This is a genomic window from Streptomyces sp. BK022 (assembly GCF_004217355.1).
GTDB classification, from domain to species: domain Bacteria; phylum Actinomycetota; class Actinomycetes; order Streptomycetales; family Streptomycetaceae; genus Streptomyces; species Streptomyces griseoluteus.
On the sequence record NZ_SHKU01000002.1, the window covers coordinates 690,723 to 707,082 of the forward strand.

Annotated in this window: 15 protein-coding genes and 1 riboswitch; of the genes, 9 read left to right on the forward strand and 6 right to left on the reverse strand. The window is 70.6% G+C overall.

Going from position 1 to position 16,360, the window contains the following annotated elements; genetic code table 11:
- Positions 1–162: 162 nt before the first annotated feature.
- From sigR to EV284_RS09315, 8 genes are all read left to right on the forward strand, one after another.
- Positions 163–858, forward strand: coding sequence for an RNA polymerase sigma factor SigR (sigR, locus tag EV284_RS09280; protein WP_030807427.1), 696 nt, complete (start codon positions 163–165; stop codon positions 856–858).
- Complete coding sequence (rsrA, locus tag EV284_RS09285; protein ID WP_030807430.1) at positions 855–1,157, forward strand: mycothiol system anti-sigma-R factor; 303 nt, start codon at positions 855–857, stop codon at positions 1,155–1,157. Before sigR ends, rsrA begins: the two co-directional genes overlap by 4 nt.
- Positions 1,158–1,264: 107 nt before the next feature.
- Positions 1,265–2,575, forward strand: a complete 1,311-nt coding sequence (locus EV284_RS09290) for an HD-GYP domain-containing protein (RefSeq protein ID WP_130332177.1) — start codon at positions 1,265–1,267, stop codon at positions 2,573–2,575.
- Entirely contained in the window at positions 2,572–3,801 is a 1,230-nt protein-coding gene (locus EV284_RS09295; RefSeq protein WP_130332179.1) for a metal-dependent phosphohydrolase, read from the forward strand. Before EV284_RS09290 ends, EV284_RS09295 begins: the two co-directional genes overlap by 4 nt.
- Before the next feature lie 110 nt (positions 3,802–3,911).
- Positions 3,912–4,892: a hypothetical protein gene (locus EV284_RS09300; RefSeq protein WP_030807439.1), complete on the forward strand. Its 981-nt coding sequence runs from the start codon at positions 3,912–3,914 to the stop codon at positions 4,890–4,892.
- A 151-nt stretch (positions 4,893–5,043) separates the two neighbouring features.
- A complete protein-coding gene (gene def, locus EV284_RS09305; protein WP_130332181.1) occupies positions 5,044–5,694 on the forward strand; it encodes a peptide deformylase in 651 nt (216 codons plus the stop codon).
- A 255-nt stretch (positions 5,695–5,949) separates the two neighbouring features.
- Complete coding sequence (gene cyc1, locus EV284_RS09310; protein WP_130332183.1) at positions 5,950–7,032, forward strand: epi-isozizaene synthase; 1,083 nt, start codon at positions 5,950–5,952, stop codon at positions 7,030–7,032.
- Positions 7,029–8,399 carry a cytochrome P450 gene (locus EV284_RS09315; protein WP_130332185.1) on the forward strand — a complete coding sequence of 457 codons (1,371 nt, stop codon included), beginning with the start codon at positions 7,029–7,031 and terminating at the stop codon, positions 8,397–8,399. Before cyc1 ends, EV284_RS09315 begins: the two co-directional genes overlap by 4 nt.
- Positions 8,400–8,427: 28 nt before the next feature.
- On the opposite strand, the gene EV284_RS09320 is transcribed toward EV284_RS09315, so the two are convergent.
- Complete coding sequence (locus tag EV284_RS09320) at positions 8,428–9,390, reverse strand: helix-turn-helix domain-containing protein (protein WP_130332187.1); 963 nt, start codon at positions 9,388–9,390, stop codon at positions 8,428–8,430.
- Between the two features lie 92 nt (positions 9,391–9,482).
- On the opposite strand from EV284_RS09320, the gene EV284_RS09325 reads away from it, so the two are divergent.
- Positions 9,483–9,731 carry a hypothetical protein gene (locus EV284_RS09325; protein ID WP_130332189.1) on the forward strand — a complete coding sequence of 83 codons (249 nt, stop codon included), beginning with the start codon at positions 9,483–9,485 and terminating at the stop codon, positions 9,729–9,731.
- On the opposite strand, the gene EV284_RS09330 is transcribed toward EV284_RS09325, so the two are convergent.
- From EV284_RS09330 to EV284_RS09350, 5 genes are all read right to left on the reverse strand, one after another.
- The gene (locus EV284_RS09330) at positions 9,644–10,651 is read right to left on the reverse strand and encodes a ribonucleotide-diphosphate reductase subunit beta (protein ID WP_130332191.1); all 1,008 of its coding nucleotides are present in this window, start codon (positions 10,649–10,651) and stop codon (positions 9,644–9,646) included. The genes EV284_RS09325 and EV284_RS09330 overlap by 88 nt on opposite strands.
- Positions 10,651–13,032, reverse strand: a complete 2,382-nt coding sequence (locus tag EV284_RS09335; protein WP_130332193.1) for a ribonucleoside-diphosphate reductase subunit alpha — start codon at positions 13,030–13,032, stop codon at positions 10,651–10,653. The genes EV284_RS09330 and EV284_RS09335 overlap by 1 nt, the downstream gene beginning before the upstream one ends.
- A 146-nt stretch (positions 13,033–13,178) precedes the next feature.
- Positions 13,179–13,258: riboswitch (cobalamin riboswitch) on the reverse strand.
- Between the two features lie 205 nt (positions 13,259–13,463).
- Positions 13,464–15,074 carry a sodium:solute symporter family protein gene (locus tag EV284_RS09340; RefSeq protein WP_130332195.1) on the reverse strand — a complete coding sequence of 537 codons (1,611 nt, stop codon included), beginning with the start codon at positions 15,072–15,074 and terminating at the stop codon, positions 13,464–13,466.
- Positions 15,071–15,334, reverse strand: coding sequence for a DUF3311 domain-containing protein (locus EV284_RS09345; RefSeq protein ID WP_165425491.1), 264 nt, complete (start codon positions 15,332–15,334; stop codon positions 15,071–15,073). The genes EV284_RS09340 and EV284_RS09345 overlap by 4 nt, the downstream gene beginning before the upstream one ends.
- A gap of 139 nt (positions 15,335–15,473) precedes the next feature.
- Positions 15,474–16,238, reverse strand: coding sequence for a GntR family transcriptional regulator (locus tag EV284_RS09350; protein ID WP_030807463.1), 765 nt, complete (start codon positions 16,236–16,238; stop codon positions 15,474–15,476).
- Positions 16,239–16,360 lie beyond the last annotated feature (122 nt).

Consider the following 16,360-nt stretch of genomic DNA (forward strand, 5'->3'; position numbering starts at 1 on the left):
GGTTCGACCGCATGTCCGAGTCGCAGCAGCCGTACTGACCTGGACTGGACGGTGCTGCACGCGGCCAAGACCGCTCCGATTCGAGCGGCGGCGGGTACGGGTCGTGTTCTATCCTCCGAAACGAGTGGGGCCGGTTTCGGCCTTGCCCGTGAACTTGAGGAGGTGGGTCCGGTCACCGGTACCGACGCAGGGGCCGGCAGCGGCCAGGCGGAGCAGCCCGAGGGCCAGGGCGTGAGCGCGGGAACGGGCGCCGAGAGCAGCACGGAGCGCAGCGCGCGCTTCGAGCGGGACGCGCTCGAATTCCTCGACCAGATGTACTCGGCCGCGCTGCGCATGACGCGCAACCCGGCCGACGCCGAGGATCTGGTGCAGGAGACGTATGCCAAGGCGTACGCCTCGTTCCACCAGTTCCGCGAAGGCACCAACCTCAAGGCGTGGCTGTACCGGATCCTCACCAACACCTTCATCAACTCGTACCGCAAGAAGCAGCGGGAACCGCAGCGCAGCGCGGCCGAGGAGATCGAGGACTGGCAGCTCGCGCGCGCCGAGTCGCACATGTCGACCGGCCTGCGCTCCGCCGAGTCCCAGGCGCTGGACCACCTCCCGGACTCGGATGTGAAGTCCGCGCTCCAGTCGATCCCGGAGGAGTTCCGCATCGCGGTCTACCTCGCGGACGTAGAGGGCTTTGCGTACAAGGAGATCGCGGACATCATGGGGACACCCATCGGTACGGTGATGTCCCGGCTGCACCGGGGCCGCCGTCAACTGCGCGGCATGCTGGAGGACTACGCGCGCGAGCGCGGCCTGGTCCCCGCGGGCGCCGGAGAGTCGAACGAAGCGAAAGGCTCGGGCTCATGAGCTGCGGAGAGCCGCACGAGACGGACTGCAGTGAGGTCCTCGACCACCTGTACGAGTTCCTCGACAGCGAGATGCCGGACGTCGACCGCGACAAGTTCCAGCACCACTTCGAGGAATGCCACCCGTGCCTGGAGAAGTACGGTCTGGAGCAGGCCGTCAAGAAGCTGGTCAAGCGGTGCTGCGGACATGACGACGTCCCCGCCGACCTGCGGGCCAAGGTCATGGGCCGGATCGAGCTGATCCGCTCCGGCGGCACCGTCCCCGAGCATGACGTGACCGCGGCCGCCCGCGAGAGCTGACCGCGGCTTCCGTCACCCGAACGTGCTAATCCCGCCGGACCCGCCCCCGCCCTCCCCCTGACCCGTCCTACGCTCCACCCGGACGGGGCACGGTCGGGGAGGGCGTCATGGAGGCGGTTCCGGCAAGGGCACGGGTCTGCGTGGCCGGTGCCGCCCTGCTCGCCGCCCTCTGCGCGCTGCCCGCCCTCACCGGCCCCACGGCCTGGGGCACCCTCGGACTCCTCGCCGCGCTCTACGCGCTCTGCGACCAGGTCGTCCGCCGCCGGTTCGGCGGCACCTTCTACCCCGTCCTGCTCGCCGGGGCCTTCCTGCTGACCCCGGCCGCCGCCGCGCTCGTGCCGCTGCCCGCCGCCCTGCTCTCCCCGGTCGAGCACGCGCACGCCCTCCCGCGCCGCGTCTGGCGCGCCGCCCGGCCCGCGCTCGCCGTGTGGGCCGCCGCCCGGACGCACCACGCGCTCGACGGCGGCGCGGCCGTCGAGGGCCCCGTCTTCCCGTACGCGCTGCTGCCCGCCGGGGCCGCCGTGCTCGCCTTCTGCCTGGTGCTCACGCTGCTCGACGGCGCCATGCACGCGGCCGCCGACCGGGTCCCGCCGCGCCGGGCCTGGCGGGGGCTGTTCACCCGCTCCCTCGCCCCCGTCGCCGTGCACGGTCTGGCCGGACTGATGACCGCCGTGCTGTGGCGCAGCCCCTACGGGCCCGTCGCCGCCCTGCTGGTGCTGCTGCCGATGGGCGTCTCCTGCTGGGTGTTCGCCCAGTACCACCGCGAACGCGCCGCCCACCAGGCCACCATCCGCGCCCTCGTCCAGGCCGTCGACATCAAGGACGGGTACACGAGGGGGCACAGCGAGCGCGTCGGGCAGGCGTCCGTCATGATCGCCCGCCAGCTCGGCCTGGACGACGAACGCGTGGAGGTGCTGCGCTTCGCGGGCATCCTGCACGACGTCGGCAAGCTCGGCGTCCCCACCCGGCTGCTGCGCAAGGACGGCCCGCTCACCCCCGAGGAACGCCGGATCATCGAGCTCCACCCCGAGTACGGCCACGAGATGACCCGTGGCATCGCCTTCCTCGGGGAGGCCCGCGCGGCGATCCTGCACCACCACGAACGCCTCGACGGCAGCGGCTACCCCTACGGGCTCGCCGGCACCCAGATCCCCGAGTGCGCCCGGGTGGTCGCCGTCGCCGACGCCTTCGACGCGATGACCTCCACCCGCTCCTACAGCCGGGCCCGCCCGGTCGAGGTCGCCGTCGCCGAACTGGAGCGGTGCGCGGGCGCCCAGTTCGACCCCCGGATGGTCGGCGCGCTCGCCGCCGCCCTGCGCCGCCACGGCTGGCGCCCCGAGGTCACGGCCGACGAACCCGCCCCCGGCGTCCCGCCGCGCCAGCGCACCCACGGCCGTACCACCGGGGCCCATCGGTGACCGCCCGCCGCCTGATCCACGGCGCCGCCGCACTCCTCGCCGCCGTCGCGTTCGGCGCCACCCTGTGGACCGGCGTCGACGACCGGGGCACCGCGCTCGCCTTCGGCGTCCTCATAGCCGTCGGCGAACTCACCCGCTGGAAGGGCGGCGGCTCCCGCCGCGCCGCACCGCTCGGCACCGCGGGCTCCCTCTCGTACGCCCTGCTCGGTGCCGACGCCGGACACCCCGCCCGGCACGGCGCCGGTCAGATCCTCACCGTGGTCGTCGTCGCCACGCTGCTCGGCGGGGTTCCGCACATCTGGCGCGGAAGCAGCCCCACCCTGGACCACCTCGCCCGCCGCGTCCTCACCGTCGGCTTCGCCGCCGTCTGCTTCCAACCCCTCTACAGCCGGGGCGTGTTCGAGCAGTGGGACGGTTCCGCCTACGCCCTGCTGCTGGTCGCGCTGCTCGTCCTGACCGCGCTGTGCGACGCCGTACTGGCCGCCGCGCTCGCCCGCTCCCGCACCGGCTGGCCCTTCGGCCCGCTGCTGCGCGAGGAACTGCGCGGACTGCTCGGCATCGGGTCCGCCGTCTGCGCCACCGGCGCGGTGATGGCGCTCGCGGTCGCCGTCGCCGGACTCTGGGCGCTGCCGGTGTTCTGTCTCCCCCTGCTGCTCACCCAGTTGTCGCTGCGCCGGTACGCGGCCGTGCGCGCCACCTACCGGCAGACCATCACCTCCCTGGCCCGCGCCACCGAGATCGCCGGATACACCCCGGCCGGCCACGCCCGCCGGGTCGCCGCCCTCAGCCTCGCGGTGGGCCGGGACCTCGGGCTCACCGGCACCGAGCTGACCGTGCTGGAGCACGCGGCGCTGATGCACGACATCGGCCAGCTCAGCCTGGTCGACCCGGTCCCCGCGGGCGCCACCGCCGGGCTGCCCGGCGAGGAGCAGCGCCGTATCGCCCTGCTGGGCGGGGCGGTGGTCCGGCAGACCGGGGTGGCCGCGGCCGTCGCCGTGGTCGTGGAGCGGCAGGCCGACCCCTACCGGGACCAGCCGGTCGCCGCCCGCATCGTGCGCGCGGTCAACGCCTACGAGGAGAAGTCCCGCGACGCCGGGGTGGAGGGCCCCTTGCGCGCACTGGAGGAACTGCGGCTGGCCACCGCCGGGGACTACGCCCCCGAGGTGGTGGAATCACTGGCGCGGGTCCTGTCCCGCGACTGTCTGACCCTGCCGGTTGCTGGGTAACCGATGGGTAATGAGCGCCTCTCCCGAGTGACGTGGTTGGATGCGAGGGAGAGGCAGTCCGGGGGCAGGAGCCAGCCCACTGAGCGGAACGGAACTGGCAGGCGGGAATCGTGAGGATCTTCGGCAAGGTACGGAACCGGCCCTCCGCCTCCTGGCGGCAGGCCACCGACCGGGCGTTCACGCTCATCGGCGACGGCCGGTACGAGGACGCGGGCGAACTGCTGACCCGCGCCGCCGATCTGGAGCCCTGGCTCGCCGAGTCCTGGTTCAACCTGGCCCTGCTGCACAAGTTCCGGCACGACTGGGAGCAGGCCCGCGCGGCCGGGCTGCGCGCGGTCGCCCTGCTGGACCGGGAGACCGGCGCGCCCGACTGGTGGAACGTGGGCATCGCCGCCACCGCGCTCCAGGACTGGCCGCTGGCCCGCCGCGCCTGGCAGGCGTACGGACTGAAGGTGCCCGGCGGTGCCACCGCGCTCGGTGAGCCGCTCGGCATGGAGCTGGGCAGCGCGGCCGTCCGGCTCTCCCCCGAGGGCGAGGCCGAGGTGGTCTGGGGACGTCGGCTGGACCCGGCGCGGATCGAGGTGCTGTCCATCCCGTTGCCGTCCTCGGGGCGGCGCTGGGGCGAGGTCGTGCTGCACGACGGTGTCCCGCACGGCGAGCGCACCACTTCCACCGGACACTCCTATCCGGTCTTCGACGAGATCGAGCTGTGGGCGCCGTCGCCCGTGCCGACCTGGGTGGTGCTGCTGGAGGCGGCGACCGAGGCCGACCGGGACGCGCTGGAGCAGCTGGCCGCCGACGCGGGGTTCGCGGCGGAGGACTGGTCCTCCTCCGTGCGGCTGCTGTGCCGGATGTGTTCGGAGTCGCGGATGCCGTCCGACGAGGGGGAGGGCGTGCATCTCGATCCCCACGACCACAGTGAGCCGGGCCATCCCGGTCCCCTGGGGCATCGGACGGACGGCCAGCTGTGGGTGCCGGAGCGGGAGTGCGGCATCGCCGCGCCGGCTTCGCTGGTCCGGGGGCTGCTGGACGGGTGGGTCGCCGACAGTCCGGACTCCCGGGACTGGCGGGATCTCGAAGAGGTCTGTTGATCGCCGCCGCCCGGTGGCGGACGGTCCTGGCTGGTCGCGCCCACGCGGCGGGGCCGCAAAGGACACAGACCCGCGCCCCTTCCAGGCGCGTCCACGTACCCTGTATCCGCTAGTCCCCCCATGTTTGTTTTGAGGAAGGCGTCACTCGGTCATGGCTCAGCAGGACACCGATCAGCAGCACGCGGGCGTGCTCCCCGTCGATGACGAGGGCTATGTCGTCGACACCGAGGACTGCGAGGAGCGCGAGACCGGCTGGCGCGAGCGCGGGACCTCGCGGCCGATCACGGTCGTCGGGAACCCGGTGCTGCACAAGGAGTGCGCGGACGTCACCGAGTTCGGCCCCGAGCTGGAGCAGCTGGTCGCGGACATGTTCGCCAGCCAGCGCACCGCCGAGGGCGTGGGCCTGGCCGCCAACCAGATCGGCGTGAGCCGGAAGGTCTTCGTCTACGACTGCCCCGACGACGACGGCGTCCGCCACACCGGTGTGGTCGTCAACCCCAAGCTGGTCGAACTCCCCGCCGCCGCCCGCCGCCTGGACGACAGCAACGAGGGCTGCCTGTCCGTGCCCACCGCGTACGCGCCGCTCGCGCGCCCCGACTACGCCGAGGTGACCGGGCAGGACGAGAAGGGCAACCCCATCAAGGTGCGCGGCACCGGCTACTTCGCCCGCTGCCTCCAGCACGAGACCGACCACCTGTACGGCTACCTCTACATCGACCGCCTCTCCAAGCGGGACCGCAGGGACGCGCTGCGGCAGATGGCCGAGAACGAACCCCGCTACGACGTGGTCGCCAACGACTGACGGGAGCGCGCGGAACCAGCGCCACCGCACCGAACAGCCACGACGCCCGGCCGGAGACCATTCCGGCCGGGCGTCGCGGCTGTTCGTTCATCTGTTCGCCGAAAAAAACCCGGCGACTTGGGGTAGTGAAAGGAGCAAATCCGTTCCCCAGACGGTCAGTTGTAGTGCTGAATAGGGGTGCGGGGATACGCAACGGCGCACGCCCGGCACGGCAGGGAGGGGCGTGTGCTCCTGGCGTTCGAGAGGGGACTGTTCGTGCATGCTTTCTCAAGCGGCGCCACATCGGCGACAGCGGTCGCGGTACCACCGTCTCTCGCGCTCCCGGTGATCGAGGACGCCTTTCCCCGTCGGCTGCACCCGTATTGGCCGCGGCTCCAGGAGAACACCCGGCGGTGGCTGCTGGAAAAACGGCTGATGTCCCCGGACAAGGTCCGCGAGTACGCCGACGACCTGTGCTACACGGACCTGATGGCCGGCTACTACCTGGGCGCCCCCGACGACGTCCTGCAGGCCATCGCCGACTACAGCGCGTGGTTCTTCGTCTGGGACGACCGGCACGACCGTGACATCGTGCACGGCAGGACCGAGGACTGGGGGCGGCTGCGCCGCCGTCTCCACACGGCGCTCGACGCACCCGAGGACCACCTGCACCACGAGGACGCGCTGGTGGCCGCTTTCGCGGACAGCGTGCTGCGGCTCTACGCGTTCCTGCCGGCCGCCTGGAACCAGCGGTTCGCCCGGCACTTCCACGAGGTGATCGAGGCGTACGACCGGGAGTTCGACAACCGGGTCGCGGGCCGGGTGCCCGGTGTCGAGGAGTACCTCGCGCTCCGGCGGCTCACCTTCGCGCACTGGATATGGACCGACCTCCTGGAACCGAGCGCCGGCTGCCAACTCCCGGACTCGGTGCGGAAGAACCCGGCCTTTCGGCGCGCGGCCCTGTTGAGCCAGGAATTCGCCGCCTGGTACAACGACCTCTGCTCGCTGCCGAAGGAGATAGCGGGCGACGAGGTGCACAATCTCGGAATAAGCCTCATCACCCATTCCGGGCTCACCCTCGAAGAAGCCGTCGAAGAACTCAGGCGGCGCATCGAGAACTGCATCGCCGAATTCGTCGAGGCCGAGCGAGAGGCGATGGAGTTCGCCGGAGAACTCGACGACGGCACCGTGCGCGGAAAGGAACTGAGCACCGCCGTACGGACCTGCGTCGGCAATATGCGGAACTGGTTCAGCACCGTCTACTGGTTCCACCACGAGTCCGGCCGCTACATGGTCGACACCTGGGAGGACCGGTCCACACCCCCGTACGTCAACAACGAAGCGGCAGGTGAGAAATGACCGTCGACGCCGTCAATCCCGAGACGCGGGAAGTGGCCGATCTGAAGGACCCGCCCCTCGCCGGGGGCGCCGTCCCGGTGCTCGGGCACGGCCTGAAACTGGCCCGCGACCCGCTCGCGTTCATGACCCAACTGCGCGACCACGGCGAGGTGGTGCGCCTGAAGCTCGGCCCCAAGACGGTGTACGCCGTCACCGCGCCGGCGCTCACCGGCGCACTCGCGCTGAGCCCCGACTACAAGATCGACGGGCCGGTGTGGGAGTCGCTGGAGGGGCTCCTCGGCAAGCAGGGCGTGGCCACCGCCAACGGCCCGCTGCACCGGCGGCAGCGCCGCACCATCCAGCCCGCGTTCCGGCTCGCCGCGATCCCCGCCTACGGGCCGATCATGGAGGAGGAGGCGCACGCCCTCACCGAGCGCTGGCGGCCCGGCGTGCCCGTCGACGCCACCTCCGAGTCCTTCCGGGTCGCGGTGCGCATCGCGGCCCGCTGCCTGCTGCGCGGCCAGTACATGGACGAGCGCGCGGAGCGGCTCAGCACCGACCTCGCCACCGTCTTCCGGGGCATGTACCGGCGCATGGTGCTGCCGCTGGGGCCGCTGTACCGGCTGCCGTTCCCGTCCAACCTCGAATTCAACCGGGCACTGGCCGATCTGCATCTGCTGGTGGACGAGATCGTCACCGAGCGGAGGGCGTCCGGTCAAAAGCCGGACGATTTGCTGACGGCTTTGCTGGAGGCGAAGGACGACAATGGCGACCCCATCAGCGAACAGGAGATCCACGACCAGGTCGTCGCCATACTCACCCCCGGAAGCGAGACAATCGCGTCCACGATCATGTGGCTCCTGCAGATCCTCGCGGACCATCCCGGGCACGCGGAGAAGGTGCGAGCGGAAGTTGAATCGGTAACCGGTGGCGCGCCGGTCGGATTCGAGCACGTACGCAGGCTGAGCCACACCAACAATGTCGTCGTCGAGGCCCTCCGACTCCGGCCCGCCGTATGGATATTGACGCGTCGCGCGCTCACCGACACCGCACTCGGTGCCTATCGCATTCCGGCCGGGGCGGACATCATCTACAGCCCCTACGCGATTCAGCGCGACGCCCGCTCCTACGCCCGCCACCTCGACTTCGACCCCGACCGGTGGCTGCCGGAGCGGGCCGAGGAGGTGCCGAAGTACGCCATGAGCCCCTTCAGTGTCGGCAACCGCAAGTGCCCCAGCGACCACTTCTCCATGGCCCAGCTGAGCCTGATCGTCGCGGCGATATCGGCGAAGTACCGGTTCCGTCAGGTCGAGGACTCGGACGCCACGACCCGCGTGGGCATCACTCTGCGTCCGCACCGACTGCTGGTCGAGCCCATGGAGTGGTGAGGAGCGAGGCGACCGGACCGGCGTGCGTTCAGGCGGCCTGCGGGCCCCGGAACGCACGCCGGTAGGCGTTCGGGGTGGTGCCGAGCGCCCGGACGAACTGGTGGCGCAGCGCCGCCGCGTTGCCGAACCCGGTCCGCCAGGCGATCGAGTCCACCGTCTCGTCGGTCCCCTCCAGCAACCGCTGGGCCAGCAGCACCCGTTGCCGCAGAATCCAGCGGTACGGGGTGGTGCCGGTCTCCTGCTGGAAGCGGCGGGCGAACGTGCGCGGGGACATGTGGGCGCGGGCGGCGAGCTGCTCGACGGTGACCTCCTGGTCGAGGTGCTCCTCCATCCACACCAGCACCTCGCCCACGGTGTCGCAGGGCGCCTTGGGCAGCGGGCGCTCGATGTACTGGGCCTGGCCGCCGTCCCGGTGCGGGGGCACCACCATCCGGCGGGCGATCTTGTTGGCGACCTCGGGCCCCTGCTCCTTGCGCACCAGGTGGAGGCAGGCGTCGATGCCGGCCGCCGTGCCGGCCGAGGTGATCACCGGGTCCTCGTCGACGTAGAGCACGTCCGGCTCGACCGTGAGGCGCGGGTGGCGCCGGCTCAGTTCCTCGGCGTTGTGCCAGTGCACCGCGCACCGGCGCCCGTCCAGCAGCCCGGCCTCGGCCAGCACGAACACCCCGGTGCACACGCTGAGCACCCGTGCGCCGCGGGCCACGGCCCGGCGCAGGGCGTCCAGCAGGGCGGGGGGATAGTCGCGGGAGGTGTAGGACTCGCCGGCCGGGACGGCGATCAGATCGGCCTCCTCCAGCCGCTCCAGACCGTGCGGGGTGGAGACGGTGAAGCCGCAGTGGGTGCGCAGGGTGGGCCCCTCCGCCGAGGCCACGGCGAAGTCGTAGACCGGCAGTCCGTCATCGCTCCGGTCGATGCCGAACACCTCGCACACCACCCCCAGCTCGAAGGGGTGCACCCCGTCCAGCAGGACCGCGACCACGTTCTTCAGCATGCTGCCAGTGTGCCTCGGCGCTGGCAGGAATTCGAGGGCCTACGGCAGTCCTGCCAGTGTTGGACAGGAGCGTTCAGCGCGAGGCTGATGACATGAACGGAAACCAGATCGAAGGTCTCATCGGAATGGCCGCCACTCTCGGCATCCTGGTCCTCCTGGTCCTGCCCTCGGTGATCGGCATCGTGCGCGAACGGCGCGTCGACCGACAGCTCGGGCAGGCCCAGAAGGACCGAGGACAGGAGACGGCGACGGCTCAGAAGTCCTCGTCCAGGTCCACGGTGCCCTCCACCGCGACCTGGTACGCCGACGGGCGGCGCTCGAAGAAGTTCGTCAGCTCCTGAACACCCTGCAGCTCCATGAAGGAGAAGGGGTTCTCCGAGCCGTACTCCGGGGCGAAGCCGAGACGCGTGAGGCGCTGGTCGGCGACGCACTCCAGGTACTGCCGCATCGACTCGGTGTTCATGCCGGGCAGGCCGTCACCGCACAGGTCGCGCGCGAACTGCAGCTCGGCCTCGACGGCCTCCCGGAGCATGTCCTTCACCTGCTGCTCGAGCTGGTCGTCGAACAGCTCCGGCTCCTCCTTGCGCACGGTGTCGACCACGTCGAAGGCGAACGACATGTGCATCGTCTCGTCGCGGAACACCCAGTTGGTGCCGGTCGCCAGGCCGTGCAGCAGACCCCGGCTGCGGAACCAGTAGACGTACGCGAAGGCGCCGTAGAAGAACAGGCCCTCGATGCACGCGGCGAAGCAGATCAGGTTCAGCAGGAACTTGCGGCGGTCCGCCTTGGTCTCCAGCCGGTCCAGCTTGTCGACCGAGTCGATCCACTTGAAGCAGAACTCGGCCTTCTCGCGGATGGAGGGGATGTTCTCCACCGCCGCGAAGGCCGCCGTGCGGTCCTCCGGGTCGGGCAGGTAGGTGTCGAGCAGCGTCAGATAGAACTGGACGTGCACAGCCTCCTCGAAGAGCTGCCGGCTCAGGTAGAGCCGCGCCTCGGGGGAGTTGATGTGCTTGTACAGCGTCAGCACCAGGTTGTTCGCCACGATCGAGTCACCCGTGGCGAAGAACGCCACCAGGCGGCCGATCAGGTGCTGCTCCTCGGGGGAGAGCTTCGCCAGGTCGGCGACGTCCGAGTGGAGGTCGACCTCCTCGACGGTCCAGGTGTTCTTGATCGCGTCCCGGTAGCGCTCGTAGAAGTCCGGGTAGCGCATGGGGCGGAGAGTCAGCTCGAAGCCGGGGTCGAGCAGGTTCTTCTCGGTCATCACTGGCAGGCCTCGCAGGACTCGGGGTTTTCCAGGGAGCAGGCGACGGCGTCGGGGTCGGCCGCCTGCTGGACGGGGATGGTCTTGGTCTCCTGGGCGCGGCCCGCCGCACGGGCGATCCGGGTCGCCGGGCGCGAACGCAGGTAGTACGTGGTCTTCAGACCCGACTTCCAGGCGTAGGAGTACATCGAGGAGAGCTTGCCGATGGTCGGCGTCTCCAGGAACAGGTTCAGCGACTGCGCCTGGTCGAGGAACGGGGTACGGGCGGCGGCCATGTCGATCAGGCCGCGCTGCGGGATCTCCCAGGCCGTGCGGTACAGGTTCCGCACGTCCTCGGGAATCCAGGCGAAGCCCTGCACCGAGCCGTTGGCCTCGCGCAGCTCCTCACGGGTGCGGGCGTCCCACACGCCGAGGTTCTTCAGCTCCTGCACCAGGTAGGCGTTGACCTGGAGGAACTCGCCCGACAGCGTCTCGCGCTTGAACAGGTTGGACACCTGCGGCTCGATGCACTCGTACACGCCCGCGATGGAGGCGATGGTGGCCGTCGGCGCGATCGCCAGCAGCAGCGAGTTGCGCATGCCGACCTCGGCGATCCGGGCGCGCAGCGCGGCCCAGCGCTCCGGCCAGGTGAGCTCGACGTCGTAGTGGTCGGGGTGCAGCACGCCGCGGGCGGTACGGGTCTGCTCCCAGGCGGGGAGCGGGCCGTTGCGCTCGGCGAGGTCGGCGGACGCCTCGTAGGAGGCCAGCATGATGCGCTCGGCGATCCGCGTGGACAGCGCCTTCGCCTCGGGGGAGTCGAAGGGGATGCGCAGCTTGAAGAAGACGTCCTGCAGACCCATCGCGCCCAGGCCCACCGGGCGCCACTTGGCGTTGGAACGGCCCGCCTGCTCGGTCGGGTAGAAGTTGATGTCCACGACCCGGTCGAGGAAGGTCACGGCGGTGCGGACGGTCTCGTCCAGCCGCTCCCAGTCGATGTCCCCGTCGGCCACGAAGGCGCCCAGGTTCACCGAGCCGAGGTTGCAGACCGCGGTCTCCCCGTCGTCGGTGACCTCCAGGATCTCCGTGCACAGGTTGGAGGAGTGGACCACGTTGCCCGGCAGCGCCGTCTGGTTGGCGGTGCGGTTGGCGGCGTCCTTGAAGGTCATCCAGCCGTTGCCGGTCTGCGCGAGGGTGCGCATCATGCGGCCGTACAGCTCGCGGGCCGGCATGGACTTCCTCGCCAGGCCCGCCTCCTCGGCCTTGCGGTAGGCCGCGTCGAACTCCGGGCCCCACAGGTCGACCAGCTCGGGCACGTCCGCCGGGGAGAACAGCGACCACGACTCGTCGGCGTTGACCCGGCGCATGAACTCGTCCGGGACCCAGTGCGCGAGGTTCAGGTTGTGCGTACGGCGCGCGTCCTCACCGGTGTTGTCGCGCAGCTCCAGGAACTCCTCGATGTCGGAGTGCCAGGTCTCCAGGTACACCGCGGCCGCGCCCTTGCGCCGCCCGCCCTGGTTCACCGCGGCCACCGAGGCGTCCAGCGTCTTCAGGAACGGGACGATGCCGTTGGAGTGGCCGTTGGTGCCCCGGATCAGCGAACCCCGGCTGCGGATGCGGGAGTACGAGAGGCCGATGCCGCCGGCGTGCTTGGAGAGTCGGGCGACCTGGTGGTAGCGGTCGTAGATCGAGTCCAGCTCGTCCAGCGGGGAGTCCAGCAGGTAGCAGGACGACATCTGGGGGTGCCGCGTACCGGAGTTGAACAGGGTGGGGGAGGACGGCAGGTAGTCCAGGCGGCTCATCAGCCCGTACAGGGCCGCGACCTCGTCCACGGCCGGGACGCTGTCGTTCTCCGCCAGACCGCTCGCCACGCGCAGCATGAAGTGCTGGGGGGTCTCGATCACCTTGCGGGTGATGGGGTGGCGGAGCAGGTAGCGGCTGTACAGGGTGCGCAGGCCGAAGTAGCCGAACCGGTCGTCGGCGCCGGTGTCGATCAGGGCGTCCAGCCGGGCGGCGTGCAGCGCCACGAAGTCCGCGGTGCGGTCGGCGACCAGGCCCTCGCGATGGCCCACGGCCACCGACTCGGTGAAGCGGGTCACGCCCTGCGAGGCGGCCTCGGCGCGGATGGAGAGCGTGAGCAGCCGGGCGGCCAGCCGGGAGTACGCCGGGTCCTCCGAGATCAGACCGGCGGCGGCCTCGGTGGCCAGCTCGCGCAGCTCCGCCTCGTCGGCGCGCGCCGACCGGCCGCGCAGCGCGGCGGCCGCGACCCGACCGGGGTCCGCGTCGGGGAGGTCGGCGGTCAGCTGGGTCAGGGTCCGCAGCAGCGCGGCACCGGGGCCGTCGTTCTCCACAGGGGCCTCGGTCGCCGGGGTGGCTGAAGCCGGATCGGCAGGCGCGATGGTCACGTGGGGCTCTCCCTCGCTGGGCACGGGGACCTGGCGGAGGGTATGAGGGGGCACGAGCGCACGGGGCGTCGCGTCCACCGGCCCACTCCACGAGGCCCGGACGTCTTCGAGCACCCGGGCCGGACGGCCGGGCGCCGCTGTCGACAGGTCCTCGGACTGACGCTGGCGTGCACGAAGCACGCGAGTACACCGTTGCGGGACAGTTCCGGATTCGCACCGGATTCCCCTGCGACGACAGCGAGCACGAGCATACATCTAGTGCCGCCCTGTCACGTCACCCCCAGATGTTGTGTCTGTTGTGTGTCCCGGTGGCTTCAGAGGGTCAACTCGTAGGCGCGGGGGACGAGGTCCGGGACGCCCGGCGGCGCGTACGACGACGGGCCGCCGGCGCTCTCGCGTCACGGCGGCCCGCGGCCTGAAGGGAGGGACTTCTAGTGGCTGCTGCCCGCTGTCGCCGGGGGGAGTTCGACCTCCACACCGGGGTCGCCGGCGTCGGCGGTGTAGTCGGCCGGGGTGGTCTCGTCGATGCCGTCGGGGGCCTTCACGGCCTTGAGGACGAAGGTGAGGACCACGGTGACGACGACGTTCAGGACGAAGGACGTCAGGCCGATGTAGCCGATCTCGCCGATGCCGGGGATCTCCTTGGCGGAGCCGCCGAAGTGCTTCTGGGTGGGGGAGGCGACACCGTAGGCGGCGAGGGTGCCGTAGACCATGCCGACCGCCCAGCCGGCCAGCAGGGCCCAGCGGTGGAACCAGCGGGTGAACAGGCCGCCGACCAGGGCGGGGAAGGTCTGGAGGATCCAGATGCCGCCCAGCAGCTGGAAGTTGATGGCGACCGTCTTGTCCATGGTGAGGACGAAGACCAGCGCGCCCACCTTCACCAGCAGCGAGACCAGCTTGGAGACCTTGGTCTCCTGCTCGGGCGTCGCGTCGGGCTTGATGAAGTCCTTGTAGATGTTGCGGGTGAACAGGTTCGCGGCCGCGATCGACATGATCGCCGCCGGGACGAGCGCGCCGATACCGATCGCCGCGAACGCCACGCCCGCGAACCAGTCCGGGAACATGTCCTCGAACAGCTGCGGGATGGCGAGCTGCCCGTTGGTGACCTTCACCCCGGCCGCGATGGCCATGAAGCCCAGCAGCGCCAGCAGGCCCAGCATCAGGGAGTACAGCGGCAGGATCGTGGTGTTGCGCCGGATCACGTCGCGGCTCTTGGAGGAGAGGGTCGCGGTGATCGAGTGCGGGTACATGAACAGGGCGAGCGCCGAGCCCAACGCCAGCGTGGCGTAGGTCCACTGGCCCGCCGGGGCCGGGACGACGCCGCCCGCACCGGCCGCCGCGTACTTCTCGCCCGCCTTGGCGAAGATCTCGTCGAAGCCGCCCAGCTTGATCGGGATGTAGATGATCGCCACCGCGATGACGATGTAGATCAGCGTGTCCTTCACGAACGCGATCATCGCCGGTGCCCGCAGACCCGAGGAGTACGTGTACGCCGCCAGCACGCCGAAGGCGATCAGCAGCGGCAGGTCCTTCACGAACCAGTTGGTGTCCTCACCGCCGCCCACGCCCATCACGTCCAGCACCGCCTGGATGCCGACCAGTTGCAGCGCGATGTACGGCATCGTCGCCAGGATGCCGGTGACCGCCACCGCCAGCGAGAGACCCTTGGAGCCGAACCGCCCGCGCACGAAGTCGGAGGTGGTGACGTACCCGTGCCGGTGCGAGACCGACCACAGCCGGGGCAGGAAGGTGAAGATCAGCGGGTACACCAGGATCGTGTACGGCACCGCGAAGAACCCGGACGCGCCGGCCGCGTAGATCGCCGCCGGCACCGCGACGAAGGTGTACGCGGTGTACAGGTCGCCGCCGAGCAGGAACCAGGTGATCCAGGTGCCGAACGACCGGCCGCCCAGGCCCCATTCGTCCAGCGAGTGCTCGTTCTCGGCCTTGCGCCAGCGCGAGGCGAGGAAGCCCAGGACCGTGACCGCGAGGAAGAAGAAGACGAAGACGCCGAGCGCCACGCCGTTGACGCCGTCCTTCACTTCGAGACACCCCCGCTCCGGGTCTTGCGGGAGCGCTGGTCGCGCTGCCAGAGCTGGTACGCGGTCATGGTGAGCGAGGTGGAGACCAGCACCCACAGCATCTGGTACCAGTAGAAGAACGGGATGCCGATGAACGTCGGGTCCACCTTGGAGAACGAACCCACCCACAGCATCGCCACGAACGGCGCCACGAGACACAGCCCGATGACCACTCGGACCGGTGTCACCACCGGTTGCCTCACTTCAGAATCTTCGGGCATGCCGGACTCCGTCCCCTCGTTGATCACGCGTAATGCGCACGCAATCTAGGTGACGGCACGGCGGAGCGGAAGCCCTCGTCCGGGTATCGATACGGCGATGTGAGCTGGTGGGGCCCGAGAAGCGGGGGGACGGAGCCGGTCAGTCCTGCGGACGCCGGAGCCGCGCCACGAACTTGTACCGGTCGCCCCGGTACACCGAGCGCACCCACTCCACCGGGCGGCCCTCCCGGTCCACCGAGTGCCGGGACAGCAGCAGCATCGGCAGGCCCACGTCGGTGCCGAGCAGGCTCGCCTCGCGCGGGGTCGCCAGCGAGGTCTCGATGGTCTCCTCGGCCTCGGCCAGGTGGACGTCGTAGACCTCGGCGAGCGCGGTGTACAGCGAGGTGTACTTCACCAGAGAACGGCGCAGCGCGGGAAAGCGCTTGGCGGAGAGGTGGGTGGTCTCTATGGCCATCGGCTCGGCGTTGGCCATGCGCAGCCGCTCGATGCGCAGCACCCGGCCCCCGGCGCTTATGTCCAGCAGCCCGGCCAGCCGGTCGTCGGCCGTGATGTAGCCGATGTCCAGCAGCTGAGAGGTGGGTTCGAGCCCCTGGGCCCGCATGTCCTCGGTGTAAGAGGTGAGTTGGAGCGCCTGGGCGACCTTGGGCTTGGCGACGAAGGTGCCCTTGCCCTGGATGCGCTCCAGCCGCCCCTCGACCACCAGCTCCTGGAGGGCCTGGCGGACGGTGGTGCGGGAGGTGTCGAACTCGGCGGCCAGCGTGCGCTCGGGCGGCACCGGCGTGCCCGGCGGAAGCGTCTCCGTCATCTCCTGGAGGTGCTTCTTCAGGCGGTAGTACTTCGGCACGCGCGCGGTACGGACGGTCGCGCCGGCCTCGTTCTCCGCCCTGCTGACGTCGGTGCTCATGGCTGCCTTCCCGGCTCCGGATGCCCATGGCGACCGACATCGCCATCGGTCACGGCTCACATCGTGGCACGGCCGCGCGCGGCCGGTTCACCCGCACGCTCCGTGATCTCCCTGTATACCGC

Excerpts from the sequence above, each read along its gene's own strand:
- rsrA (WP_030807430.1), top strand. The coding sequence starts at position 855 with ATGAGCTGCGGAGAGCCGCACGAGACGGACTGCAGTGAGGTCCTCGAC.
- EV284_RS09290 (WP_130332177.1), top strand. The coding sequence starts at position 1,265 with ATGGAGGCGGTTCCGGCAAGGGCACGGGTCTGCGTGGCCGGTGCCGCC.
- def (WP_130332181.1), top strand. The coding sequence starts at position 5,044 with ATGGCTCAGCAGGACACCGATCAGCAGCACGCGGGCGTGCTCCCCGTC.
- EV284_RS09315 (WP_130332185.1), top strand. The coding sequence starts at position 7,029 with ATGACCGTCGACGCCGTCAATCCCGAGACGCGGGAAGTGGCCGATCTG.
- EV284_RS09320 (WP_130332187.1), bottom strand. The coding sequence starts at position 9,390 with ATGCTGAAGAACGTGGTCGCGGTCCTGCTGGACGGGGTGCACCCCTTC.
- EV284_RS09325 (WP_130332189.1), top strand. The coding sequence starts at position 9,483 with ATGAACGGAAACCAGATCGAAGGTCTCATCGGAATGGCCGCCACTCTC.
- EV284_RS09330 (WP_130332191.1), bottom strand. The coding sequence starts at position 10,651 with ATGACCGAGAAGAACCTGCTCGACCCCGGCTTCGAGCTGACTCTCCGC.
- EV284_RS09345 (WP_165425491.1), bottom strand. The coding sequence starts at position 15,334 with ATGCCCGAAGATTCTGAAGTGAGGCAACCGGTGGTGACACCGGTCCGA.
- EV284_RS09350 (WP_030807463.1), bottom strand. The coding sequence starts at position 16,238 with ATGAGCACCGACGTCAGCAGGGCGGAGAACGAGGCCGGCGCGACCGTC.